Origin of the sequence: Paenibacillus agaridevorans (assembly GCF_018604145.1) — a bacterium.
Taxonomy (GTDB): Bacteria; Bacillota; Bacilli; order Paenibacillales; family Paenibacillaceae; genus Pristimantibacillus; species Pristimantibacillus agaridevorans.
This window is the reverse complement of sequence record NZ_CP075889.1, coordinates 3,701,072-3,725,067: the sequence shown is the minus strand read 5'-3', so window position 1 is coordinate 3,725,067 and position 23,996 is coordinate 3,701,072. Positions and strand designations below refer to the sequence as shown.

At 53.2% G+C, this 23,996-nt stretch carries 22 protein-coding genes and 1 riboswitch; of the genes, 16 read left to right on the top strand and 6 right to left on the bottom strand.

Going from position 1 to position 23,996, the window contains the following annotated elements; translation table 11 throughout:
- Nucleotides 1-234: 234 nt before the first annotated feature.
- The 3 genes from KJW29_RS15790 to corA all read right to left on the bottom strand — a co-directional run bounded on the left by KJW29_RS15790 (nucleotide 235) and on the right by corA (nucleotide 3,084).
- On the bottom strand, nucleotides 235-1,044 hold the full coding sequence (locus tag KJW29_RS15790) for a histidinol-phosphatase (protein WP_087572388.1): 810 nt from the start codon (nucleotides 1,042-1,044) through the stop codon (nucleotides 235-237).
- Nucleotides 1,045-1,055: 11 nt separating this feature from the next.
- Nucleotides 1,056-1,958, bottom strand: a complete 903-nt coding sequence (locus KJW29_RS15785) for a LysR family transcriptional regulator (protein WP_087572389.1) — start codon at nucleotides 1,956-1,958, stop codon at nucleotides 1,056-1,058.
- 190 nt (nucleotides 1,959-2,148) lie between these two features.
- Nucleotides 2,149-3,084 carry a magnesium/cobalt transporter CorA gene (gene corA / locus KJW29_RS15780; RefSeq protein WP_187101256.1) on the bottom strand — a complete coding sequence of 312 codons (936 nt, stop codon included), beginning with the start codon at nucleotides 3,082-3,084 and terminating at the stop codon, nucleotides 2,149-2,151.
- Between the two features lie 420 nt (nucleotides 3,085-3,504).
- A riboswitch (SAM riboswitch) is annotated at nucleotides 3,505-3,610 on the top strand.
- Nucleotides 3,611-3,697: 87 nt separating this feature from the next.
- Between corA and metA the strand changes: the two genes are divergently transcribed.
- The 5 genes from metA to mqnC all read left to right on the top strand — a co-directional run bounded on the left by metA (nucleotide 3,698) and on the right by mqnC (nucleotide 9,847).
- Complete coding sequence (gene metA, locus KJW29_RS15775) at nucleotides 3,698-4,615, top strand: homoserine O-acetyltransferase MetA (RefSeq protein ID WP_214630503.1); 918 nt, start codon at nucleotides 3,698-3,700, stop codon at nucleotides 4,613-4,615.
- Nucleotides 4,616-4,763: 148 nt separating this feature from the next.
- Nucleotides 4,764-5,924 carry an aminotransferase class I/II-fold pyridoxal phosphate-dependent enzyme gene (locus KJW29_RS15770; RefSeq protein ID WP_214630502.1) on the top strand — a complete coding sequence of 387 codons (1,161 nt, stop codon included), beginning with the start codon at nucleotides 4,764-4,766 and terminating at the stop codon, nucleotides 5,922-5,924.
- A 363-nt stretch (nucleotides 5,925-6,287) separates the two neighbouring features.
- The gene (locus KJW29_RS15765; RefSeq protein ID WP_214630501.1) at nucleotides 6,288-7,166 is read left to right on the top strand and encodes an NAD(P)-dependent oxidoreductase; all 879 of its coding nucleotides are present in this window, start codon (nucleotides 6,288-6,290) and stop codon (nucleotides 7,164-7,166) included.
- Nucleotides 7,167-7,328: 162 nt separating this feature from the next.
- Nucleotides 7,329-8,564 carry a glycerate kinase gene (locus tag KJW29_RS15760; protein WP_214630500.1) on the top strand — a complete coding sequence of 412 codons (1,236 nt, stop codon included), beginning with the start codon at nucleotides 7,329-7,331 and terminating at the stop codon, nucleotides 8,562-8,564.
- A 146-nt stretch (nucleotides 8,565-8,710) separates the two neighbouring features.
- On the top strand, nucleotides 8,711-9,847 hold the full coding sequence (gene mqnC / locus KJW29_RS15755) for a cyclic dehypoxanthinyl futalosine synthase (protein WP_214630499.1): 1,137 nt from the start codon (nucleotides 8,711-8,713) through the stop codon (nucleotides 9,845-9,847).
- Between the two features lie 705 nt (nucleotides 9,848-10,552).
- Here the strand turns inward: mqnC and KJW29_RS15750 are convergent.
- Both KJW29_RS15750 and KJW29_RS15745 read right to left on the bottom strand, forming a co-directional pair.
- Nucleotides 10,553-11,335 (bottom strand): alpha/beta fold hydrolase, encoded by a 783-nt coding sequence (locus KJW29_RS15750; protein ID WP_214630498.1) that lies wholly within the window; start codon nucleotides 11,333-11,335, stop codon nucleotides 10,553-10,555.
- Entirely contained in the window at nucleotides 11,316-11,942 is a 627-nt protein-coding gene (locus KJW29_RS15745; protein ID WP_214630497.1) for a TetR/AcrR family transcriptional regulator, read from the bottom strand. The genes KJW29_RS15750 and KJW29_RS15745 overlap by 20 nt, the downstream gene beginning before the upstream one ends.
- 173 nt (nucleotides 11,943-12,115) lie before the next feature.
- Here KJW29_RS15745 and KJW29_RS15740 point away from each other — a divergent pair, with 173 nt between their 5' ends.
- Complete coding sequence (locus KJW29_RS15740) at nucleotides 12,116-13,051, top strand: putative sporulation protein YtxC (protein ID WP_108991823.1); 936 nt, start codon at nucleotides 12,116-12,118, stop codon at nucleotides 13,049-13,051.
- Between the two features lie 236 nt (nucleotides 13,052-13,287).
- On the opposite strand, the gene KJW29_RS15735 is transcribed toward KJW29_RS15740, so the two are convergent.
- Nucleotides 13,288-13,488, bottom strand: coding sequence for a hypothetical protein (locus tag KJW29_RS15735; RefSeq protein ID WP_214630496.1), 201 nt, complete (start codon nucleotides 13,486-13,488; stop codon nucleotides 13,288-13,290).
- A 36-nt stretch (nucleotides 13,489-13,524) separates the two neighbouring features.
- Between KJW29_RS15735 and thrS the strand changes: the two genes are divergently transcribed.
- From thrS to KJW29_RS15685, 10 genes are all read left to right on the top strand, one after another.
- Nucleotides 13,525-15,459, top strand: coding sequence for a threonine--tRNA ligase (gene thrS, locus KJW29_RS15730; RefSeq protein WP_187101246.1), 1,935 nt, complete (start codon nucleotides 13,525-13,527; stop codon nucleotides 15,457-15,459).
- Nucleotides 15,460-15,525: 66 nt separating this feature from the next.
- Nucleotides 15,526-16,047 (top strand): 3D domain-containing protein, encoded by a 522-nt coding sequence (locus KJW29_RS15725; protein ID WP_214630495.1) that lies wholly within the window; start codon nucleotides 15,526-15,528, stop codon nucleotides 16,045-16,047.
- A gap of 58 nt (nucleotides 16,048-16,105) precedes the next feature.
- Complete coding sequence (locus KJW29_RS15720) at nucleotides 16,106-16,273, top strand: hypothetical protein (protein ID WP_179215971.1); 168 nt, start codon at nucleotides 16,106-16,108, stop codon at nucleotides 16,271-16,273.
- A gap of 168 nt (nucleotides 16,274-16,441) precedes the next feature.
- Nucleotides 16,442-17,824: a methyl-accepting chemotaxis protein gene (locus KJW29_RS15715; protein WP_214630494.1), complete on the top strand. Its 1,383-nt coding sequence runs from the start codon at nucleotides 16,442-16,444 to the stop codon at nucleotides 17,822-17,824.
- Nucleotides 17,825-18,047: 223 nt separating this feature from the next.
- Nucleotides 18,048-19,112: a cell wall-active antibiotics response protein LiaF gene (liaF, locus tag KJW29_RS15710; protein ID WP_214630493.1), complete on the top strand. Its 1,065-nt coding sequence runs from the start codon at nucleotides 18,048-18,050 to the stop codon at nucleotides 19,110-19,112.
- A gap of 10 nt (nucleotides 19,113-19,122) precedes the next feature.
- Entirely contained in the window at nucleotides 19,123-20,157 is a 1,035-nt protein-coding gene (locus KJW29_RS15705) for a sensor histidine kinase (protein ID WP_214630492.1), read from the top strand.
- The gene (locus KJW29_RS15700; RefSeq protein ID WP_214630491.1) at nucleotides 20,154-20,819 is read left to right on the top strand and encodes a response regulator; all 666 of its coding nucleotides are present in this window, start codon (nucleotides 20,154-20,156) and stop codon (nucleotides 20,817-20,819) included. The genes KJW29_RS15705 and KJW29_RS15700 overlap by 4 nt, the downstream gene beginning before the upstream one ends.
- Before the next feature lie 60 nt (nucleotides 20,820-20,879).
- Nucleotides 20,880-21,293: a YugN family protein gene (locus tag KJW29_RS15695; protein WP_214630490.1), complete on the top strand. Its 414-nt coding sequence runs from the start codon at nucleotides 20,880-20,882 to the stop codon at nucleotides 21,291-21,293.
- A gap of 246 nt (nucleotides 21,294-21,539) precedes the next feature.
- The gene (locus KJW29_RS15690) at nucleotides 21,540-23,198 is read left to right on the top strand and encodes a S1C family serine protease (RefSeq protein ID WP_214630489.1); all 1,659 of its coding nucleotides are present in this window, start codon (nucleotides 21,540-21,542) and stop codon (nucleotides 23,196-23,198) included.
- A gap of 103 nt (nucleotides 23,199-23,301) precedes the next feature.
- Entirely contained in the window at nucleotides 23,302-23,994 is a 693-nt protein-coding gene (locus tag KJW29_RS15685) for a response regulator transcription factor (RefSeq protein ID WP_214630488.1), read from the top strand.
- Nucleotides 23,995-23,996 lie beyond the last annotated feature (2 nt).

Below are 23,996 nucleotides of genomic sequence, written 5' to 3'. Positions count from 1 at the left end.
GTGGCATGATCCACGTTCCCGAAATTTGTTACACAATTGAAATGTTGCTGTGACACGCCCATTACATGCCGGGGGTATTATAGTTGCAAGACCCCCTTTTCATATATCAATTTGGACCTGCCGCTGGCGGGTCCGCTTTTTTTTGCCCATATGCGAGCCATCCCATGCTCACGAAAAAGCCGAATGCACAAGGCAATGCCCTTGCATTCGGCTTGTTAATCGTCCATTCCTTTATTAAAGAGGAACCGCGACGGGCTTGCGTTTTCTGTAGAACAGCCACTGCTTGAAGCCGATCTCCTTCAGCCGTTTTGCCACAAGATCCCATTCGTCGCCGACCCGGCTCGGAACGTGGGCATCGGAGCCGAACGTTACGCCTACGCCGAAGTGCAGCGCACGCTCCAGGATTTCGTCGGAAGGATACCATCCGCCGACATCTTTGGTGCTTCCCGATGTATTGATCTCGATGGAAACGCCGCATTCTCCAATCGTCTTCAAGCAATCATCGATGGCATCGTGGGCGGGGATATGGGAGAAGTCGGGGTAATATCCCTTCATTGCGTCAATATGGCCCAAAATGTCGAACATGCCGCTTCGGGCGGATTGGCTGATCAGATCGTAATAGCTTGTTTTCTCCGCGACGTGCATGGACTGGCGAAGGTTGTTCCAGCGATTGCGGTTGAAGATGCTGACGCCTCCGACCTGATGTACCGAGCCGATCAAGTAGTCGAAGGGGACTCCGTCGTACGCTCTTCGATAATCATCCGCGAATTCCGGGAAGAAGTCAGATTCCATCCCGAGCAGCACTTCGATCCGTCCCTCGTATTTATGCTTGAGCCGCAGCACTTCGTCCACATAATTCGCGAAGTCGCTTCTGGCCATTGCAATGCCGGGAGACGGCTGATCTTCTTCGTGATAGAAGTAAGGAGAATGATCCGATATGCCGATTACCTGCAAGCCGGCTTCGATGCCGGCAAGAATATAGTCCTCGATATTGCCGTCTGCGTGTCCGCATCTAATATGATGGGTATGTAGATCGAATTTCACAGATATCACTCCTACTCGCTGCTGATGAATTGATGTTCCGGCATGCCTCTCAGATCACTCAGAAATTGCATCATGGCGGTATTTAAATATTTGCCCGACTTGTAGACGACGCCTACCGGATGGGTTGTCTCGAGCTCGTGAACCTTGATGAGCTTGAGCGTGCCGCGCTTCAGTTCCGATGGGATGGACAGCTTCGATACGATCGCGGCGCCGAGATCGATCTCGACCATTCGCTTGATCTCTTCGCTGCTCGACAGCTCCATGACAATATTGGGCACGATGTTGTACTTGCGGAAGATTGCATCCACAAACCGCCGTCCAAGCGTATCCGGCGCCAGCATAATCATGGGTATGTCCTTAAGCTTGTCGACCGTTGTATGAGTTAGAGTGCTCATGGGATGATCAGGCGATACGACGAGCTCGAAAGTGTCGTAATAAAGAACGGAGGAAGCAACACTTGGCGTTTTCTCCGTCAGATAAGTAATTCCTACGTCAACGGATCCGTTCTCCACGCTGGCCATGACCTGTGAGGAAGGCATTGTATGAATGGTTGTCTTGATCTGCGGATATTGGTTCTGGAAGTACGATAAGACGCGTGGCAATATTTGAATGGCGATGGATGATGTGGTGCCTAACGTAATATGGCCCTGAGGCGTCTGATTGAGATCATCGAGCTTCTGTTTAAGCTCCTCGACGATGTCCAGTATGCGCTCGGCATGCTCCAGGAATACTTGTCCGTGATCCGTAAGCGTTACGGGCTGATTACGATCGATCAAAATCGTCTTGAATTCGTCCTCCAGACTTTTGATTTGCGCTGATACTGCAGGCTGAGTCAAATTAAGCAGTTCCCCTGCCTTGCGAAAGCTCATTGTCTTGGATATGGTTAGCAAGGTTTCCAGCTGACTCATGTTCATGTCCAGTTGATTCCCCCTTTCGACATTGCCGAATGTCACTGGGCATAATTATCTATTATAACTTACAACCGCGGATTTCGGCAAAAGGGGAAATGATCCGTAAACCGAGGTGAAACATCCGTCGCTATCCTTGGCGGCGGTTCAGTAAGTTGAATATCGGGGAAAATAAAAAACTCCAGCAGCAGCGCTGCTAGAGCCATTCTTTTTTGCGGAAGATGAAGTACATGCTGCATCCCAGCAGGAGCATAATGCCAAGAAGGACATAGGCGCCGTATCGATAATGGATGCCCGGTATCGCGTCGAAGTTCATTCCGTAGATGCCCGTCAGGAAAGTAAGCGGCATAAAAATGGTCGTAATCGCGGTAAACACGCGCATGATCTCGTTCGCCCTGCTGGATAGACTGGATTGATACGCCTCTCGCAAGTTGCCCATCAGGTCGCGGTAGGTTTCGAACGACTCCGCGATCTTTAGCGAATTCTCGTATACGTCGCTGAAGTACTTCTGCAGTTGATCGTCGATCAGCTTCAATTCCTTCTTGTTGAGCGTAAAGATGACCTCGCGCTGAGGCCCCAGCACCTTCTTTACCCACAGGATTTCGCCGCGCAGACCGATGATTTCGTTAAGATGCGATTTCTTGGTGTGCATCAGAATGTCTTCCTCCAGCGTCTCGATCCGGGTATCGATCCGGTCCCCGACGGAGAAATAGCTGTCGACGACAAGGTCGACCAGATAATAGAGGAATTGGTCGGGACGGCAGACCTCCTGCTCCCACAGAATCGGCTTTACGGTACGGAGCTCGTTGATCTTCTGCTTCGTGACGGTAATGATGTAATGCCGGCCCAGGAAGATGTTGAGCGCGCGCAGAAAAATTTCTTCATCGTCGAATCGGATGCTGTTAATAACGATAAAATAATGAGCTTCGTATATTTCGATCTTGGGACGCTGCTCCTCTTCCTGCAGGCAATCCTCTACAGCGAGGTCGTGCATGCCGAACAGAGGCTGCAGAACGGCAAGATCCTCCACGTCGGCGTCGATCCAGAAAAATCCTTCTGAAGGCGCGACGAGCGTTTCTTCAATATTGTCGACGGTTGTGAACACGCCGTTTTTTACATGTCTGATTTTCATCGTCTGTTACTCCTCTCGTGTGGCAGGAGACAGGCTGGCGCCCAGGAGAAGGGAGCAGCGCTTCGTTAAGCCTTACATTCCGGGTTGCATAAGATCGAAGTCGGAGCGTATGGTAATCGAAGGGACATTGCTTCGCTTGGAGATCCAACCGGCTCCATGCCGGGATTCGGTTCGGGCTCTGGTCTATCGCCTTCCATAATCGCCATTCACTCCTTTATTTTGTCGAATACGGGTCCAATCCTTGTCTAGTATACTCCGGTGGGAAGACAACATTCAAGGATTAATAATGCCTTAACAATAGCGCCTATGCCGAGGGAAGACATACCGAATACCAGCATATGCAAAAGAGGCTCTTGACGGGAATAACGGAATGCATTAAAGTGTAAGTTAATTAAGCAAGCAACAATTGAATAGACTACTTTCTTATCAAGAGCAGGCGGAGGGACCAGCCCGATGAAGCCCGGCAACCGGCGTAATAGCACGGTGCTAATTCTTGCGGAGACGTAATGTTTCTGAGAGATGAGAAAGGGAGACGGCTTCTTTACCGAGCAGACGACCTTTTCTCACGCAGAAGGGGTCTTTTTTGTTGCTCGCACACCAAGGAGGAATCAATATGCCGATTAAAGTGCCGGATCACTTGCCAGCAAAGGAAATACTAAACAACGAGAACATCTTCGTCATGGACGAGAGCGTGGCTTACCACCAGGATATTCGTCCACTTCGAATCGCGATATTGAACCTCATGCCGACAAAGGAAACGACAGAGACGCAGTTGCTTCGCCTAATCGGCAACACGCCGCTTCAAGTCGAGGTTGTGCTTCTCCATCCCCGTACGCATACTTCGAAGAACACGTCGGCAGAGCATCTGCAGTCGTTCTACAAAACGTTCGACGAAATTGCGCATTATTATTTCGACGGCATGATCATCACGGGCGCTCCGGTAGAGCATCTGCCGTTCGAGGAAGTCAACTACTGGGAAGAATTAAAGGAAATCATGGAGTGGACCAAGACCCATGTCACATCGACATTTCATATCTGTTGGGCCTCGCAGGCTGGCTTGTACCATCACTTCGGAGTGCCGAAGTACAATCTGGATGCCAAAATATTCGGCGTCTTCCCGCACACCGTCGAGAAACGCAACGTGTCGCTGTTAAGAGGGTTTGACGAGCTGTTCTACGTTCCGCAATCGCGCCATACGGAGGTTCGCCGCGAAGATATCGAAGCCGTCGAGAAGCTGGAGATTCTGTCGGAATCCGAAGAGTCCGGCATCTATATCGTCGCTTCGCGCGACGGCCGCCAAATCTTCGTAACGGGTCACTCCGAATACGATCCGGATTCGCTCAAATTCGAATACGATCGCGACGTGGCAAAGGGCATGGACATCGAGCTGCCGCGCAATTATTTCCCGGGCGATAATCCGGACCGGGTGCCTTTGTCGACATGGAGGGCTCACGCGAATCTGCTCTTCTCCAACTGGTTGAACTATTACGTATACCAGCAGACGCCTTACGAGCTGGGCGCGGGCATCTGAGATTTTAAGCGCAAAGAAGATCATTCTTTTTGGCGATAAAAACAACCTTGCTTCCGAAGCGGCTTAGCTTCAAAGCTAAGCCGCTCATCTCCGAGAGGCAGGGGTAGAGGTACCTCAATTCGATATGTAAGGGAGTTGCGACGTACAGATGAAAATCGAAAGTCAATTGGCGCAAATCGGCTCCATCAAGGAGCCTGTAACGGGAGCGGTCAGCTTTCCCGTCTATCAATCCACAGCATTTCGCCATCCGCAATTGGGGCAAAGCACGGGTTTCGACTATTCCCGCACGAAAAACCCGACGCGTTCGGTGCTGGAGGAAGCGGCAGCTCAGCTGGAATCCGGAGATGCGGCATTCGCCTGCAGCTCCGGCATGGCGGCTTTGCAGACGATCTTCGCTTACTTTAGTCAGGGCGATCATCTGATCGTATCCCTAGACCTGTATGGCGGAACGTACCGCCTTCTCGAGAGGGTTATGAAGCGATTTGGCGTCAAGGCATCCTATGTCGACACCAACGATATCGACGGCATGTCTTCTCTGCTGCAAGAAAACACGAAGGCGGTCTTGATCGAGACGCCGACCAATCCGCTCATGATGATTACGGACCTAGAGCGCGTGTGCGGCTGGGCGAAGTCAAAAGGGCTGTTGACCATTGTGGACAATACGCTGCTAACGCCTTACTTGCAACGCCCAATCGAGCTTGGCGCGGACATTGTCATACATAGCGCGACCAAATATCTCGGCGGACATAACGACGTTTTGGCGGGACTGATCGTGACGAAGGGCGAGGAGCTGTCGAAGGAGATGGCCATTCTGCACAACTCCATCGGAGCCGTACTGGGACCGCAGGATTCCTGGCTGCTTATGAGAGGCATGAAGACGCTCGCTCTGCGGATGGAGCGCCATCAATTCAACGCGACGAAAATTTCTGAATATCTGATGGAGCACCCGGCGATCGAGGAAGTGTATTATCCGGCATTGAAGCATCATCCCGGGCATGACGTTCAAAATCGCCAGTCCTCCGGCAACACCGGCATCTTCTCGTTCCGTCTGAAGGATGCCCGTTATGTCGAGCCGATTCTCCGCCATATCAAGCTGATCGCGTTCGCCGAGAGCCTGGGCGGCGTGGAATCGCTGATGACGTACCCGGCTATGCAGACGCATGCGGACATTCCCGAAGAAATCCGCAAGGCTGTCGGCGTTGACGACAGACTCCTTCGTTTCTCCGTCGGCATCGAGCACGTCGAGGATCTCATTGCCGACCTGTCGCAGGCGCTCGACGCGGCGAAGCTGGAGATCGAGGAGCAATAGAGGACCGAAAGCGGAGCCTCAGAGGAGCAAGAGTGGGGCCAAAGTGGAGCTGCAGAGGAGCAATAGTGGGGCAATAGAGAGCCGCAATGGAGCAAGTGCAAGATATGGAGCTCTCCTGGACAAGCTCTCTTATATGAACATTTAAAAAGTATATGCAGCCGCCCTTCCGGGCGGCTTTTGTTATCGTTTAAGAAAGCTGGAAGGGGCGCAGGGTTGCCTTTCAAGTACGAGTACGAGTACGCGGACTGGGGACCGAGATTTACGGTGAAACGACTTGACGTAAGGGAAGCGGTCAAGCTAGCCTGATAATAGACGAAAGTTAGCAATGACTTCGAGAATGATTGGATAAAGGAGAGGATAGCGATGGCGATCAGTCCTGCCGCGACCAAGGTTGGTTTTGTCGGAACGGGCGTTATGGGCAGCAGCATGGCGAAACATCTGCTGAACGGAGGTTACGAGGTTCATATTTATACGAGAACGAAGGAGAAGGCGGCAGAGCTGCTGGAGTTGGGCATGGTTTGGCATGATTCGCCGGGCGAGCTGGCTTCGGTTTGCGGCGCCATTATTACGATCGTCGGTTATCCGAGCGACGTTGAGGACATTTACTTGAGCGAAGGCGGTATTATCGGATCGGCCAAGCGGGGCACCTACTTGATCGATATGACGACCTCCAGCCCCGCGCTTGCCGTTCGCATTCATGAAGCTGCGGCCGCTGCAGGTCAACATTCTCTCGACGCTCCCGTTTCGGGCGGCGATATCGGCGCGCGCAACGCGGCGCTGTCGATCATGGTGGGAGGTGACGAGGCCGCCTTTACGGAGGTGCAGCCGCTTCTGTCGCTCATGGGCAAAAACATCGTGCTGCAAGGAGGCCCCGGAGCGGGCCAGCATACGAAGATGGTCAATCAGATCGCGATCGCTTCCAATATGATCGGCGTCTGCGAGGCGCTTGTATACGCCAAACACGCGGGCCTGAATTTGGAGAGCGTGCTTCGCAGCATCGAATCCGGAGCGGCGGGCAGCTGGTCGCTCTCGAATTTGGCTCCGCGCGTCATTGCCGGCAATTTCGAGCCGGGTTTCTTTGTAAAACATTTTATTAAGGATATGGGGATCGCGCTGGACGCTGCGGCGGAGATGGGCATCGAGCTTCCGGGATTGTCGCTGGCAAAGGAACTCTATGGACGACTGGCGCATGCCGGACTAGCGGACAAGGGGACGCATGCGTTGTACCTGGCTTGGGACTGACAAATTGGAAGGAACCGGGAAGAAGCAGCTGCCAATACACGCTTTAATCAAGCGTGGCTTGATTGATACTGGCTGCGATCGAAAGCGCCAAGCGTCAAGCAAAGGTGAGCTTGTCGGTGTTGCTCGTCAGGCAAGGAGCATAAGAAACGGGAGAGTGTTGAGATGAAGGTACTGCTGGCTTTTGATTCGTTCAAGGGGAGCTTAAGCTCGCTGGATGCGGGAACCATCGCGGCCGAAGCCATTCGGGAGATCAATCCCGACGCGGAATGCGACGTCATTCCACTAGCGGATGGCGGCGAAGGCACGGTGGAGGCCGTCGCGTATGCCTCAAAGGGCGAGCTCATCAACTTGCGGACATCCGGTCCGCTGAGAGAGTCCGTCAATAGTCCTGTCGCGTTGATTCCCGATAGGGACGGGGAAAGGACGGCTGTGCTGGAATCCGCTTCGATATGCGGACTTACGATGATGCCGGCAGGCAGGCTGGACCCGCTTGCGGCCACTTCGACCGGAATCGGCGAGGTTATTACGGAACTGCTGGACATGGGCATACGGCGCTTCGCGGTCGGGCTGGGCGGCAGCGCTGTCAATGATGGCGGAATGGGTATGCTTGCCGCGCTTGGGGCCGAGTTTCTCGATGCTGACGGGAACAGATTGAACGGCTCCGGAGGCGACCTGCTGAAGCTGGCGTCCATGTCGCTGGCGGGACTGGACGAACGGTTATCCGAATGCCGGATTACGATCGCAACCGACGTCGATAATCCGTTATGCGGCGAGCTTGGCGCCACGTACATATACGGCAGGCAGAAAGGCGTTACGGAAGAACTGGCGGCTCCGCTGGATCAAGCGATGTTGTTGTACGGCTCTTTGCTGGAAGAGGCGCTTGAGGAACTGCCGTCCTATCAAAGTCGGCATGTGGCAAAGATGCAGCTGCAAGCGGCTTCGCAATCGCAATCAAGCTCGCATTCGCGGACGCTCCTACGGGACAGGCCCGGCGCCGGCGCCGCCGGAGGCCTTGGCTTCGCCCTCATGGCACTCGGGGGAGAAGCGGCAAGCGGCGCGGATTGGATGATGTCCCGAGCGGGGTTCGCGGACAGGGCGAGCGGCGCCGACTGGATCGTGACTGGCGAAGGCAGAAGCGATAGGCAGACGCTGCATGGCAAGCTGCCCATGCGAGTTGCCGAAGCCGCGCGGCAGTCCGGAGCACGCTGCATTCTCATGTCGGGCAGCCTGGGGGACGGGATTACGGATCTGGCTCCGCACTTCGCGGGCTGCTTCTCCATCGTGAAGGAACCCGCAAAGCTGGAACAATGCATAGAGCAAGCCGGACCTCTGTTAAAGCTGGCGGTCGGAGAGACGTTTCGACTCATTCGCTCCGCGGAAGCAGCTAGGCAACCATAGCTGTTTTGCGGAGGGCAACTAATCCATTCTATTGATTTCTGTCTCTAATTTGTCACGATTGCCTTCGCCCAGAATGATAGCTAGCCCCGCGAATGTGTGGTAGGATTAAGTATTATGACTATCACGGATGGGGGAGATGAAGGCGAATGAGCACAATCGACCGAATATTGGATAAAGCCTTGCGCGGTGAGCGTATCGGTCAGGAGGAAGGCATGGAGCTGCTTGCCTCCGATCAGATCGAGAAGATGGGCCGCGTTGCGAACGAATTAATGTTGAGGCGCCACCCCGAGCCGATAACGACCTTCGTGGTCGGTCGGAACGTTAACTATACGAATGTATGCGATGTTTATTGCCGGTTCTGCGCGTTCTACCGCGCACCGAACTCCAAGGAAGGCTACGTGCTTGACGATGAGGTCATCCTGAACAAAATTCAGGAGACGATCGACGTCGGCGGCACGGAAATTTTGATGCAAGGCGGCACGAATCCTAACCTGCCATTCACTTATTACACCGATCTGCTTCGCAAAATCAAGGCGAGGTTCCCTGAGATTACTATGCATTCCTTTTCGCCGGCAGAGATTCAAAAGATGAAGGTGGTGTCCGAAGGGCTGTCGCTTGACGAGGTCGTCGCCCAGCTGCATGCGGCTGGACTGGACTCGCTGCCCGGAGGCGGCGCCGAAATTCTGGATGACCGCACGCGCAGAAAGATCAGTCGGATGAAGGGCTCTTGGACGGATTGGATGGACGTGATGAACTCCGCCCATCGACACGGCATGAATACAACCGCGACGATGGTGTATGGCCTTGGCGAGACGATCGAGGAACGTGCGCTTCATATGATGCGAATCCGGGACGAGCAGGATAAAGTAAAAGCGATGGGTTATCCTTCGCCGGGCTTCCTGGCTTTCATCTCCTGGCCGTTTCAGCCGGATAATACGAATCTCAAGCTCGAGAAGGCGAAGCCGGAGGAATATCTCCGTATAGTGGCGGTAAGCCGCATTATGCTCGACAACATCCCGAACTTCCAATCCTCTTGGGTCACTATGGGGCCGGAAATGGGCAAGCTGTCGTTATCTTACGGGTGCAACGACTTCGGAAGCACGATGATCGAGGAGAATGTTGTATCGGCTGCAGGCACGACACATAAGGTAAACATCGAGCTGATTCTGCAACTGATCCGCGAATCCGGCAAAATCCCGGCGCAGCGCGATACCAAATACAATATTTTGCGCATGTTCCACGAGGCCGACAAGGCCGATAAGGACTTTGTCATGCAAAACTAATATTGGGCCAAGTGAGGGGCATGAACCATGGAGTCAGTATTGTTTATTGCAGGTTGGGCCATAGTTGGCATTTGTATCGGCGGTTTAATCGTGGTTTTGAAATCTAAATTTAAGAAGTAGAGACTTAAGAAATTCAGGCGAAAGCTTAAACGGGGCTGTCCAATAAGTCTCAAAAATAAAAAGTTGGGCGGAAAAATCTTCCGTCCAACTTTTTTGTGTACCTGCTTTTTCAGGAAAGTGGCGAGTCGGATGCCTGCCACTTAACATTCACCAAAGCGGGGCGTCCGGCATTCCGATGTCACTGACTTTTTGGATAGCCATTATTCCAGGTGCCGGCCTGTTTGGTTGATTGTGTATGAATTTTCATACACGTTTGTCCAGATGCCGACCTCTTTGGTGAATTGTGTATGAATTTTCATACACGTTTGTCCAGATGCCGACCTCTTTGGTGAATTGTGTATGAATTTTCATACACGTTGGCCAGATGCCGACCTCTTTGGTGAATTGTGTATGAATTTTCATACACGTTTGTCCAGGTGCCGGCCTATTTGGTTGATTGTGTATGCATTTTCAAACACACGTACCCCGGTGAGCTAATTTTGTTGATTTTATATTAAAGCCTACTCATATATTTGAGCCATAAGGACAACGGGGCTACCTTAAAAGTTCACATCTCGGACAAGCCCTTTTTGTGCTTGGATTTCATTAGACTTGCGTTAGCCGCATCATAAACTCGTCGATGTGACGATTGACGGCTTCGGGATTATCCCGATTCGTCAGATGGTGGGCGTTCGGAATCGAATGAAAGATGGCTCTGCGTATGTGTTCCCGCAAATAAGGCTGCTGCCTGCCGACCATGTTGTCATGCTCTCCATGCAGAATCAATGTCAGGCAAGCTACTCGATGAAGATCGTCCCTGCTTTCCATGCGCAAATTGCCGCTCCAATGCCGCAGGAATCCATCCTTCGTCATCTTGCCGAAAGACTCAAGCACGAAGTCGCGATTGGATGGATTATGGCTAGACATGGCGCTTGCCGTCCATTTCGCCGTTTGTCCGAAGGGGAGATAACGAAGAGAAAACTGGCTGAACGGAGCGGCATATCGTTCGAAACGGTTAAATGTATTGGTGAATGGCGTACCGATGAGAATAAGTCCCTGCACGTAATCCGGATATCGTACGGCTGTTTGCAGCGAAATATGTCCGCCCATGGATAAGCCGCACAGAACGGCGGATCGGAGCTCCAGGTGATCAAGCAGTCCCTTCAGGTCCCGGCTGAAATCCTCGGGGTCGACCTCTCCAGGCGGCAAGCCGGAGTCGCCATGGCCGCGCACATCCCAGACAATCGTCTGATAGCGGGACGATAAGGCCGCTACTTGAGGCTCCCATTGCTTGCGATACATGGAGTGCCCATGCGTGAACACGATCGGCGTCCCTGTGCCTGTCACTTCGTAATAGATATCGGTACCGTTAATGCGGGTAACGGGCATGCGGATCCTCCTTTCCGGTCGGAGCGGCAGCGGGTGTGGACTTCAGCACGACAGCGAAACATTCCTCCACCCAATTTTTAAGCGGCTGCGTATCGTCGTTAAGTCTAATCAAGAGCGAACCCGCAATAGCCGATTGCAATACTCTTGCCAGCGCCTCCGGGTTATCCGATCGCAATTCGCCGTGATCCAACGCTTGACCGATAAAATAATGGACCGTCTCGTCGATAATCCGCAGCCTCCGCCTCGAACGTTCCAGCAGTTCGGGATCCGACACGCTTTCAATATAGACGGATGTCAAGTTAGCGAGCATGACGGGATCGTCCACTTTCATGACGGCGTCCTCGAACATCGTTCGCAGCGACTGAAGGCTGGCGTTCTGCGAATGGCGTAATTCGGCGAACCTTGCAGACATCCCTTCATTAACGGCCTCGAGATAAAACAGGATCATTGATTTTTTGGATCCGAATCGCTTGGAAAGCGCAGCTGGGGAAATCTCGATTTCCTTGGCGATATTGTCAAGCGTCAGCTTGGCGTACCCATACTTGCCTAAAGCGGAGTATATGCCTCCCAGTATTCGTTCGTCGCTGTATTCGCGCGGTCTCGCCATCGATGATTCACCTCGTTCATTAATAAGTGGTTGATCACTTACTAATAAATATAACAAAGTATGAGTCCGAATGCCAATCAAGATTTGCGAATGATCCAGGCTGCCAATCTCTTCTTTGTATATACGGACTCTTAGGACCATATACTGTAACGGAAGGAAAGGGGTGAGCGTGAATGGACTTGTTCACAGTGGCATTGCCGGCAAGTCTGCATAATTCCGCCGAGCGGTTGCTGGACTTGATGACGGAGCATACGAACGATGAATTACATAATTACACGGAAGCAGATCCTGCGTCGGGAGGAATTGCCCGATATGAGCTGGATGACGGCATTATTACCTGCCGGGCTGTGCTGCCTGCGTTTCAATTAAAGCTGCACGGACAATTCGTCTACAGATCCGCCTCTCGGGCCATTGCGGATTACATTATCGAGCAGTTGGAGCCTGCTATGCTCTCGGACATTATAGGACACAAGCATCGCAACAATCCAGCCATGGACACGGCCATCATCGAACGGTATTGCCATGAGCTGCTGCAAGGGAAAGATTGGGACGGGCTCGGCGGAAAGTTTCACGAAGCCGACAGACTGCGCCGGAGAGGCAAAATCGCGGAGGAACTGGAGCTTTATTTGCAGGATCAGACGCTGCTTCAACTGCAGGGTTTCACGACGTTCCGATTGCATGCCTATCGTACGGAGCTGGCCGAGATCGCGGAATACGCTCTGGACGAATATGTGCTCGACAAGCAATATCAGGAGTTTATCTCGCTGCTGAAGTATTTTGTCCAGATGCAGGATTCCAAGGTGCCGCTTGTTCATCTGCTGCATAAGGGCGGTCACGATTTCTCGATGTACGACGAAAGCTTTCGGACGCTGGAACATAAGCCGCCGGCTGACCGCATCGTCGCTGAGATGCTGGAGACGGAGATGAACATCGAGGACATGGTGATCAGCTCGCTTATCTCCGTGTCTCCCAAAAAGATTACGGTCCATACGAGGCATCCGGAGTTGCAGGTCATCCGCACGATCGAGACGATCTTCGACGGCAAGGTCAACGTATGCGTGCAATGTTCTTCCTGCGCCAGCACCCTCGACGAATGGATCCAGCCGTAAAGGATGTTTAAAAAGTCCGCTTTCCATAATGAAGCATCTCGAGAAGCGTATTCGACGTCGAATATTACTTCGATTTGAATTGTCCGCTTGACCGGGACCGACTGCACGTTCTATAATGACGACATATAGTTACGTCTAACAGCGACGACAGATGACAAGTATCCGTCATGGCGCCTGTGCAGAGAGAGAAGCCCTGGGCTGCAAGCTTCTTCCTGACGCGGTCGGATATACCCCATCTATAGCTGTACGGTTGAACCGCCCTTTGGCCAGTAAGCCGTACCGGACATCTCCGTTACCAGATCATACGAGGACTGTCCGTCCGCCTGCATCTTGCAGCGCGGAGCCGAATGGTCGAAGTAGGGTGGAACCACGAGCGCAAGCACTCGTCCCTTATGCGGGATGCGGTGCTTTTTTTGTGCGCGTCGGCGTACTGCCATGCTTGATACCTATCAGAACCCGGAAGGAAGTTGAACATGAGCATTAAAGTAACGTTCCCGGACGGGGCCGTGCGCGAATACGAAGCAGGCTCCTCCATCGAAGACATCGCGGGCTCCATTAGCCCTGGACTGAAGAAAAACGCCGTAGCGGGCAAGCTCGACGGCAAAGTCGTCGACATCTATACGAAGCTGGAGCAGGATGCTGCGATTGAGATCGTGACGCTTGACGGCGCGGACGGCCTTGAAGTGTACCGTCACAGCACGGCGCATCTCCTGGCGCAAGCGTTAAAGCGCATTTACGGCGAGAAAGCCGTGAAGCTTGGCATCGGACCGGTTATCGAGGACGGCTTCTACTACGATATCGACATGGAGCAGACTCTGTCGTCGGAGGATCTGGCTGGTATCGAGAAGGAAATGAACAAAATCGCAAACGAAAACCTGGATATCCGCCGCCGTGTCGTCAGCCGCGAGGAAGCGCTGGCGATCTTTACAAAACTGGAAGATAATCTGAAGCTGGAACTGATCCGAGACTTGCCGGAAGAAGCCGAGATTACGCTATATGATCAGGGCGAATTTTTCGACTTGTGCCGGGGTCCGCACCTGCCGTCTACAGGACGCATCAAGGCGTTCAAGCTGCTGAGCATCGCAGGCGCTTACTGGCGCGGCGACTCCAAGAACAAGATGCTGCAGCGTATCTACGGAACGGCTTTCCCTAAGAAAGCTCAGCTGGACGAGCATCTCCATTTCCTGGAGGAAGCGAAAAAACGCGATCACCGCAAGCTGGGCCGCGAGTTGAAGATGTTCACGTTTTCTCGCGAAGTCGGTCAAGGCTTGCCGCTGTGGCTGCCTAATGGCGCCAAGGTACGCAGAACGATGGAGCGGTATATCGTCGATCTCGAGGAAAGCTTGGGCTACCAGCACGTGTACACGCCTGTGCTCGCCAACGTGGAATTGTACAAGATCTCCGGTCACTGGGAGCACTACAGCGAGGACATGTTCCCGCTGATGGCGCTGGACAACGAGGAACTTGTCCTTCGCCCTATGAACTGTCCGCATCATATGATGGTCTTTAAAAGCGACATGCGCAGCTACCGCGATCTGCCGATCCGGATCGCCGAGATGGGCACGATGCACCGCTACGAGATGTCGGGCGCTTTGACTGGCCTGCACCGCGTTCGCGCGATGACGCTTAACGACGCCCACATCTTCTGCCGACCCGATCAGATCAAGGAAGAGTTCGCGCGCGTTGTCGGTTTGATCCGCAAGGTGTACGAGGACTTCGGCATCAAAGAATACCGCTTCCGTCTCTCTTACCGCGATCCCCAAGATACCGAGAAGTACTTCCAGAACGACGAAATGTGGGAGATGTCTCAGCGTATGCTGCGCGAGGTCGTAGAAGAGCTCGAGCTTCCGTTCTTTGAGGCGGAAGGCGAAGCGGCGTTTTATGGTCCGAAGCTTGACGTTCAGATCAAGACGGCGCTGGGCAAGGAAGAGACGCTGTCCACGGCGCAGCTGGACTTCCTGCTGCCTGAGCGGTTCGAGCTGGAATACGTCGGCGATGACGGCAAGAAACACCGTCCGGTCGTTATTCACCGGGGCATTATCAGTACGATGGAGCGTATGACGGCGTTCCTGCTCGAGAACTTCGCTGGCGCGCTGCCGCTTTGGCTGTCGCCTGTTCAAGCGAAGGTGATCCCGGTATCGCAGGCTTACGAGGAGTATGCGCGCAAGGTGGAAGAACAGCTTCAACTTGGCGGCATTCGCGTCGAAAGCGATCTGCGCAACGAGAAGCTGGGCTACAAAATTCGGGAAGCGCAGCTGGAGAAAATCCCTTATATGCTCGTTGTCGGCGATAACGAAATGCAAGCCGAAGCCGTATCGGTACGGAAACGCGGAGAAGGAGATATCGGGTCGATGCCGACATCTGAGCTCGTCGCATTGCTAAAAGGACAAATTTCGTCCAAGGAGTAACCAAACATGAGCGAATAAAGCTTGTGCCATTGGGGCAATCTTACCTCTGAGGAGGAAAGTATCCCGATGGCTACAAGCTTTTTGTTATGGTTAAGATGGACTCGCAGGAGCGTTCTCGTATGGCTTGCCGTCGTTGTTGTCTGGTCCTCGACCATTGCTGCTTTACCGGCAAGCGCGGCGCCGGCCGAGATCGAAGTGGTTGCGACAGGCTACACGGCAGGCGTGGAATCGACGGGCAAACGTCCGGGCCACCCCGGCTATGGCATCACATATTCAGGCGTGAAGGTGCGAAGGGACCAGGTATCTACCATCGCGGCGGATCCCAAATTGTTCCCGATTGGCACGCTGCTTTATATTCCGGGCTACGGCTACGGCGTCGTGGCGGATACAGGCTCGGCAATCAAGGGCAAGCGTATCGATCTGTATTTCGAGACCATCAAGGAAGTGTACGAACAGTGGGGGAAGCGGAGTGTCAGCGTACAGGTGCTGAGACGGGGCAATGGCAAGTTGACGGAGTCCTGGCTGCACAGCATCAACCAAGCCGTTCAAGTCGGCAAGCCGATTCCGCAAGCGTATTTGGAGTCTTAACGACTGCATAGTTTGCGGTGGCGAAGCCATACTAAACTTGGACGGGGAGGTGAATACAATGGCTAAAAACAAAAACAATAATGCCGCTCAAGGTCAAGGTCAAGTTCAAAACAATCAGTTCGATGCTGAATTCGCTGAAGAGTTAAATCAGGCTAAAGCTGCCAACAGCAAAGCGGCAAACCAAAAAGTAAATCAACAAAATCAGCAAAATCAACAAAACCAATAACATGCGATCGGCCGTTAACGGCCGCGCACATGATGAAAGAAACGAAAGAGGAGCCCCTGCGGCGCCTCTTTTTTCTTTTCAATTGTCGAAAACAGGGATATAATGTAGGGAAACCTTACATCGGTTAATTCTCTATCCAATAATTCGACGAAAGCGCGGTGAAGAAGAATGCGAACGGCAAGCTGGTTCACCAAAGGTTCAACCGTTAACTCCCAAGACGCCAAGCAGGACCAAATGAATATATTGCTCCATGAATCGGTAGTCATATCCGATCAACTGACGGCAGCGGTTGACGAGGTAGACGGCGCAATCGATCAACTGACGTCTATTGCCGACGCTTCGCAATCGCAGGAGCAAAAGCTCAGATTATCCAGTTCCGTCGCGATGAGCAGGATTGAGGAGGCGTTCTCCTCCTTGCAGGAGGTCGCTTCCGCAGCAGGGCAGATCAGCGGCGCTTCCTTGCATCTAAACGAAAAGAGCAAGGAGACGAAGGAAGTTGTGCTGGACGTTTGCCGCTCGCTGCTTGACACCGATGATGCCATGAATGAACTTAAGCGACAAAATGCAACGATGGGGCAACATATCCTGGAGCTGATTCAGCATACGTCACAGATTAACGAGATCAATGCCCTCATACACGAGATCGTGTCCCAGACCTCCCTGCTAGCCCTTAACGCCTCCATCGAAGCCGCGCATGCCGGGGAGTACGGCAGAGGTTTCTCGGTTGTTGCCTCGCAGATCAAGAAGCTGGCCGAACAAAGCGCGGATGCTGTCAAACGGTCCACCGGCATGGTGGAGCAGATCGAAGGCGGAGTCAAGCAGGTCGTCGAAGCCGTCGACCGCGAGAAGCAGTCCGTGGAGCGCAGCGTCTCGGAGATGGCTGTCAACAAGCAGCGGATGGACGCCATCTTTATGAAGATTACGGAAGTGGACGAGCTGGTTAGCCGAACAGCCACCGCCAGCAGCGAGCAGACCATACATATGAACGGCTCTACCGCAATGCTTAAGGACGTTGTGAACTCCGTCAATGAAACGATTAACAGCGTCGACGAGACGCTGGCGCTTGCGAACAAACAGCGAGAGCAGGTGCGAAAGCTCGATCGGGTGAGGGTAAATCTCGGCCGCTCTTCCGCCGCCCTGTCGACAGCCGTGGAAAGGATCGGTATCAAGCGCTCCGGAAGCACGGAAGCTGTTAATATATCGGGCGTACAGCAATGGCTAAGCGGTGCGGCGGCGGATCCGGAGCTCGCCGCGCTGGGCGAAGCCGCGCATGAACGCAAGCTGACCGCGATGCTGGCTTCGCGAACAGACGTCGAGGCCATCTGGTCCAACCGCGGGGATGGCTCCTTTATTTTCTCGCTTCCTGAGGCTGGACTGCTTAACGCGAAAAACAGAGAATGGTGGAGGCGGGCGATAGCCGGTCAGCCTTTCCATTCCGAAGTTTATGTTTCCGCCATATCCAAGCAGTTGTGCGTGACGGTAGCCGTGCCGATCCGCGATGGCAGCGGACAAGTTGTCGGCGTGGTCGGCGCGGATATGTCGGTCCGGTAGCTATAACTCATCTAACTCAAGCTTCATTTATTGCAGCCGCCGAAGCCGATGTGCTCCGGCGGCTGTCTCCCCGTATAACGGTTCTTTCCCATTGAGTGACAGTCTCTCGGTCTGGAGACGGAGATGAAATTCAACCGGTCGTCCCTACTTGATCGTCGAAGGATACGTTATACTGGGTTTACAAATGATTAAACTATGTTATATGCATAAGGAGTTGTGCGGAATGAACGGTAATTTCGCCGGCCGGCTGTTTACCGGCTTGATCGTAGTTGCGGTTGGATTGTTCTTCCTGCTTCGCCAACTGGGGGTAGCCCCTTTCGAGAGTATTAGTATAGGCGAGCTGTTTTCTACTTATTGGCCTTGCATCTTGATGTATTTCGGGGTGGCCCAACTGCTTAGCGGCCGCTTCCACGGAGGCTCCGGCTGGTGGGGGGCGGTCATGCTGCTCATCGGATTCGTCTTCCTGGGCAACAACCTGGAATGGTTCACTTGGTCGATTGGCGACATTGTGCCGTTCCTGGTTCCCATCATCGTCATCATCGTAGGTTTCCGTATGATCTGGAAGCCGGAAAAGCCGAAGCGGAAGGCTCCTCCCGAGAGCGACTGGACCTCTTTTCGTCCATACGGCAAAAATCCGGAGGATGTCCCGCCTGCGCCCCCGCTGCATCCCGATCCAACGGTCGTTCCCCCGCCTAAAGCGGAGGAGAAGAAGGGATTTCGCCCGTCGGATGATCAGAGTGTTCCGCACCATGGCGAGCATGCTCGCGAGCAACGCGCTTCGGGCAGCTATCGCGATGGCGAGCGTCATAGCCAATACGACGGATATGACAATAAGAAGGGCAGAAAAAAGGATTGCTGGAATCAAGGACAGCGGGATCATGTGGAGTGGTGGAATCACAGCGACCCCAATGTGATGAATCGATCCGGTTTCATCGGCGACATCCATATGGGCCAGGATTATTGGGAGCTCAAGCCGCTCAATATTTCCCACTTTATCGGCGACACGGTACTGGATCTCACGAAGGCTGATATTCCTTACGGCGAGACGAAAGTCAACATTTCTTCCTTTATCGGCGATGTAAAGGTATACGTGCCCAATGATTACGAGCTTGGCATTCAGGTTGTCTCCTCTGCATTCATCGGTGACGTAAAGGTGCTTGGACAGAAGGAAGGCGGCTTGTTCACGAACGTGAACGTGAAGTCCCCTAAGTATTCCGAGTCGGACAAAAAGATTAAGCTGGTCGTCAGCACTTTCATCGGCGATACCCGCGTTATTAAGGTGGGGTGACGACAACGAGATGATGGTTCGATTTTTGCGAAGCGGGAAGTGGGAGCTGGTCGGCATGTTCGTGCTGGCTTCCTCCGTTTCGTTGCTGGCGGCTGTTCTATTCTGGAATCTCATGGGAGATTATTTTGGTCATGCGGAGCTGAAGATCGGGGTAATCATCATCGTCATTCTTGTGAGCGCTGCGTTTGGCTATTGGGCCGCGCAGCGCTTCGGCGGGCGTATGGATATATTATTCCTCGCGATCAAGCAAGCGGTCAACGGCAATTACGAGGTTCGCATACCCGAAAATGGATCGAACTCCTTCGTCCAACTGTACAGGGAGTTTAATGAACTTTCCAAAAATATGGAAGAAAAGATGAAGCTGCTTCAACAGCTTGGCGAAGAAAAGGTATTGACGGAATCGGCTTCCAACGAGGCGGCCGTATTGGAAGAGCGGAAGCGGATGGCGCGAGATCTTCACGATACGGTCAGCCAGCAGCTGTTCGCCATCCATATGTGCGCCTCCTCTCTGCCCAAGCTGCTGGAGGCGGATGCTGCGCGGGCGGCGTCCGTGCTGGAGCAATTGATCGAGATGTCTAATCTTGCCCAGAAGCAGATGCGCAACTTCATCGCTCAGCTTCGCCCTATGGAGCTGGAAGGCAAGACGCTGCAAGAGGCGCTCGATAAGTGGTTTCCCGACTATTGCAGGCAGAACAAGTTGCAAGGCTTGCTGGAATGGAGGCTCAACGATCAGCTTAGCGAGGCGAAGGAGCATCAGTTGTTCCTTATTGTGCAAGAAGCGATGGCCAATGTCGTCAAACATGCCAAGGCGAATAATTGCACATTGACGCTAAGCGATACGGAGCGGCAGGTCGTCATGATGTTATCCGACGACGGCGCCGGCTTTAAGGCGGATGAAGTAAGGCGAGGCTCTTATGGCCTCTCTACTATGCAAGAACGTGCGCAGAAGCTCGGCGGAGCGGCGGAAATCATCAGCAAGCTGGGAAGCGGAACAAGAGTCCGGGTTACGATACCGAAAATATACCGAGGTGAGCAAATTCGATGAGCGCAGCGGAAAACATTAAAGTTATGATTGTAGACGACCACGATATGGTTCGAATCGGCCTTCGCACGTATTTGATGCTGGAGCCGAAGTTTGAAGTGAGTGCAGAGGCGGGAAGCGGCGTTGGTGCTATTAACCAGCTCAAGAGCATGAGCGAAGAAGATCGCCCTCATATTATTTTAATGGACCTCATGATGCCGGAGATGGATGGGATAGAAGCGACTAGGAGCATTATGGCGACTTACCCTTCTATGAAGATCGTCATGCTTACCAGCTTCCTGGAGGATGACAAGGTATATGGAGCCATCGAAGCGGGAGCGGTCAGTTATGTGCTCAAGACGGTGTCCGCCGAAGAGCTGATCTACGCCATTAACGGAGCGTTTAAAGGAATGCCGGTCATGACCGCGGACGTCTCCCAGGCGCTGACAAGAGGACTTCGCCAACGCAATGCGCAGACTGGCGACGAGGAGCTGACGGAGCGCGAAAAAGAAGTGCTGCTTCTTATCGCGGATGGGCAATCCAACAAGGAGATTGCGGAGGAGCTTCATATCAGCATCAAGACGGTGAAAACCCATGTCAGCAATCTGCTGATGAAATGCGAGCTGGAGGATCGGACGCAGCTTGCCGTCCTCGCTCATCGCAAAGGCTGGGCCAAAAACACATAACGGCATGCTTGCCTGGACATACTACCCACTAGCAGGAACCAAATGATGGAGGGTAATGTCATGATACCAATCTCTTCCACCGTAGAAGGCCAGGAGAAAAAATTTACGGAAATTCAGGCGCTGCTTGCGGATAGACAATTTACGCTTGGCGGCAACTGGGACTACGATCATGGCTCATTCGACCGCGCTCTCGACGGTGAGAATAAGATCTGGCTGCGAATCCCGTTCCAGGTGATCGATGGAAATATCGACAGCGAGCTGTCGGAGAACAACGCGCAGATACAGTTTCAACAGCCTTACGTCTTGAGGCATCTCTACAATGAAGGCAATGATCCGGAAGCATCCGTACGCGTCGTAGGGGCGGTATTCGACCAATTCCAATCGCCAATCGACCCGGATGCCGATATCGAGCCTCGCTGGGTGGAACGCGGCGAAGCTGTCATGCGCGAGGTGGAGGGCGCCATTCCCTTCTAAAGCAGAGCTCTCTATCGAGTCGATAGAGAGTTTTTTCTATTTCAACCTCGATTAAAGCGATTATCCGGGTTTGCGACTATGCTTCCCCTTCGCGAAAACTTAATAATAATGGTTTTCCAAAATGAAAATTATCTAGAATTCAGGTGTTTTTAAGTTTGTTTTAAGGTAGAATGTGCATGATAGAAATAACAAAACGAATATTCATTTTATAACAAGTACCTAGTAACGGGATGGAGGAGAACGACGATGGATGATCAAAACAAAAAAGGGTATGATGAGTTTTTTTCTTCCGACAACCGGGGACGCAGCGATGAGCCCGGCGACACTTATAGCAAAAACGAATCTAACTCAGGGGTAGAAGCGGATCATAGTCCTAAGGCAGATCCAGAGGCCCCCCGTGAATCAAAGCCGGCATATTATTACTCTTACGGGCCAATGTCTAACGACTCCGGCGCTTCTGCTACTTCTACTCCGGCTTCGTCTTATGATTACGAGGCTAGAGACAGCAGCAGCACAGCGGATTCCGATCGTTACGGTTCCTCAATGGATAGCGGGCCGGCTGCTGCACAACCTCCGCAGCCAACGCAGCTCAGACCGTTCACGCCATCTCATGGCGGGGGCAAACACGGGTGGCAGGCCAAGAAGGAGAAGAAAACCGGAACCTCGTTCAAGGCGGTGTTCGCTTCCTTCCTTGCGGGTGTCATCCTGGTCGGAGGCTTGATGTATACGGCGGACGTACGCAATTGGTTTACGTCGAACGAGACGGTGACGACCCAGACGGAGGGCAGCGGCGCGAGCCAGTCCGCCCAGGCTGGAGGAGCAGGCTCGGGACTTTCCACTGCCGCTGCCCGACCGGACAATATTGCGAAGCTGTTCGAGACGGCAAGTCCGGCGGTCGTGAAGATCGAGACATTTACGAAGATCCAATCGCGCGGCGGGGGCGGCAGCTTGCTGGACGATCCATTCTTCCGCCAGTTCTTCGGCGACAACTACACGACGCCGAAGCAGCAGGAGGAGCAGAACGGACAAGACAGCCAAATGCAGCAGACGGGCATCGGCACGGGTTTCTTCTTCGATTCGACGGGCTACATTTTGACGAATCAGCATGTAATCGGCGAGTCGGACGAAATCCGGGTTACGGTACAGGGTTACGACAAGCCGTTTACGGCGAAGCTGCTCGGCTCCAGCTATGATCTGGATCTGGCCGTCATTAAAGTTGAAGGCGACAAAGCGTTTCCTACGTTGCCGCTTGGCAGCTCCGATGATATCAACATCGGCGATTGGGTCGTGGCGATCGGCAATCCGTACGGCTTCGATCATACGGTAACGGTAGGCGTGCTCAGCGCCAAGGAAAGACCGATCGACATTCAGGATCAACAGGGCGAACGCAATTACAAGCATTTGCTCCAGACGGATGCATCGATCAACCCCGGCAACTCCGGCGGTCCGCTGCTCAACGTAAAGGGCGAGGTTATCGGCATCAATACGGCCGTCAGCTCGCAGGCGCAAGGCATCGGCTTCGCGATTCCGACAAGCACGATCAATGAGGTTTTGGATAACCTGAAAAACAACACGGAAATTCCGAAGGAGCCGGTTCCTTTCATCGGCGCCGAGCTGAGGGATATGACAGAAGACTATGCGAAACAACTGGGGATCGAGGAGTCGGAAGGTTCGCTGGTCCAAAGCGTCTATTATAATTCTCCGGCTTATCTCGGCGATCTGAAACAATATGATTTGATCGTGGGCGTGGAAGGTAAAAAATATGCGACGACTACCTCACTAATTGAAGAGATTAAGAAACGCGAAGTCGGCGAGAAGGTACAGTTCAATATTATCCGTCAAGGCCAGAAGATGGATCTCGAGATTACGATTGGCGATAAAAACAAGTTCGGAGTAACGCAGTAATCCACGGCAGCAACGATGGTTTGAATGGCAGGCAAGAAGCGCAGAGAGTCAGAACTCTGCGTTTTTTGCTGCAAACGCGCGTCAGGAAGGGAGCTGGAGTATTATGCGATCTCATATTATGGTTGTGGATGACGACGAAAGAATTATATCGATGCTGCGCAGAAGCCTGGCATTCGAAGGATATGAGGTAACGACGGCGCCAAATGGCGCCGAAGGGCTAAAGATGTTGCTCGGCATCGATCCGGATCTGCTGATCCTGGATGTAATGATGCCGCAGATTGACGGCTGGGAAGTTTGTCGGCGAGTGCGGGAGGGCGGCAGCGCCGTGCCGATTCTAATGTTGACCGCCAAGGATGATATTACGGATCGGGTGAAGGGGCTGGACATCGGGGCCGACGATTACCTCGTGAAGCCGTTCGCGCTGGAGGAACTGCTTGCACGGGTACGTGCGTTGCTTCGCAGAAAGTCCGATAAGCTGGAGGATACCGGCAGCCGACTCAGCTTCGAGGATCTCGTGCTCGACATGGACGCGCGCGAGGCTATTCGAGGCGGCCGGCGGATTGAACTGACCAGCAAGGAATACGACTTGCTGCTGTTTTTCATGCAGAATCCTCGCAGGGTGCTGACAAGAGACGCCATCATGGAGAAAATATGGGGCTTCGACTTCAGCGGCGAATCTAACGTGTTGGAGGTCTATATCGCCATGCTTCGCCAAAAAGTGGAGGAAGGCGGAGGGAAACGAATTATCCAAACCGTACGGGGCACGGGCTACGTGCTGAGGGGAGAGGCGGGGTAACG

Excerpts from the sequence above, each read along its gene's own strand:
- KJW29_RS15770 (WP_214630502.1), top strand. The coding sequence starts at position 4,764 with ATGAAAATCGAAAGTCAATTGGCGCAAATCGGCTCCATCAAGGAGCCT.
- metA (WP_214630503.1), top strand. The coding sequence starts at position 3,698 with ATGCCGATTAAAGTGCCGGATCACTTGCCAGCAAAGGAAATACTAAAC.
- KJW29_RS15715 (WP_214630494.1), top strand. The coding sequence starts at position 16,442 with ATGCGAACGGCAAGCTGGTTCACCAAAGGTTCAACCGTTAACTCCCAA.
- KJW29_RS15700 (WP_214630491.1), top strand. The coding sequence starts at position 20,154 with ATGAGCGCAGCGGAAAACATTAAAGTTATGATTGTAGACGACCACGAT.
- KJW29_RS15765 (WP_214630501.1), top strand. The coding sequence starts at position 6,288 with ATGGCGATCAGTCCTGCCGCGACCAAGGTTGGTTTTGTCGGAACGGGC.
- corA (WP_187101256.1), bottom strand. The coding sequence starts at position 3,084 with ATGAAAATCAGACATGTAAAAAACGGCGTGTTCACAACCGTCGACAAT.
- KJW29_RS15685 (WP_214630488.1), top strand. The coding sequence starts at position 23,302 with ATGCGATCTCATATTATGGTTGTGGATGACGACGAAAGAATTATATCG.
- KJW29_RS15695 (WP_214630490.1), top strand. The coding sequence starts at position 20,880 with ATGATACCAATCTCTTCCACCGTAGAAGGCCAGGAGAAAAAATTTACG.
- liaF (WP_214630493.1), top strand. The coding sequence starts at position 18,048 with ATGAACGGTAATTTCGCCGGCCGGCTGTTTACCGGCTTGATCGTAGTT.
- thrS (WP_187101246.1), top strand. The coding sequence starts at position 13,525 with ATGAGCATTAAAGTAACGTTCCCGGACGGGGCCGTGCGCGAATACGAA.
- KJW29_RS15745 (WP_214630497.1), bottom strand. The coding sequence starts at position 11,942 with ATGGCGAGACCGCGCGAATACAGCGACGAACGAATACTGGGAGGCATA.
- KJW29_RS15720 (WP_179215971.1), top strand. The coding sequence starts at position 16,106 with ATGGCTAAAAACAAAAACAATAATGCCGCTCAAGGTCAAGGTCAAGTT.
- KJW29_RS15750 (WP_214630498.1), bottom strand. The coding sequence starts at position 11,335 with ATGCCCGTTACCCGCATTAACGGTACCGATATCTATTACGAAGTGACA.
- KJW29_RS15740 (WP_108991823.1), top strand. The coding sequence starts at position 12,116 with ATGGACTTGTTCACAGTGGCATTGCCGGCAAGTCTGCATAATTCCGCC.
- KJW29_RS15705 (WP_214630492.1), top strand. The coding sequence starts at position 19,123 with ATGATGGTTCGATTTTTGCGAAGCGGGAAGTGGGAGCTGGTCGGCATG.
- KJW29_RS15760 (WP_214630500.1), top strand. The coding sequence starts at position 7,329 with ATGAAGGTACTGCTGGCTTTTGATTCGTTCAAGGGGAGCTTAAGCTCG.
- KJW29_RS15725 (WP_214630495.1), top strand. The coding sequence starts at position 15,526 with ATGGCTACAAGCTTTTTGTTATGGTTAAGATGGACTCGCAGGAGCGTT.
- KJW29_RS15785 (WP_087572389.1), bottom strand. The coding sequence starts at position 1,958 with ATGAACATGAGTCAGCTGGAAACCTTGCTAACCATATCCAAGACAATG.
- KJW29_RS15690 (WP_214630489.1), top strand. The coding sequence starts at position 21,540 with ATGGATGATCAAAACAAAAAAGGGTATGATGAGTTTTTTTCTTCCGAC.
- mqnC (WP_214630499.1), top strand. The coding sequence starts at position 8,711 with ATGAGCACAATCGACCGAATATTGGATAAAGCCTTGCGCGGTGAGCGT.
- KJW29_RS15735 (WP_214630496.1), bottom strand. The coding sequence starts at position 13,488 with ATGGCAGTACGCCGACGCGCACAAAAAAAGCACCGCATCCCGCATAAG.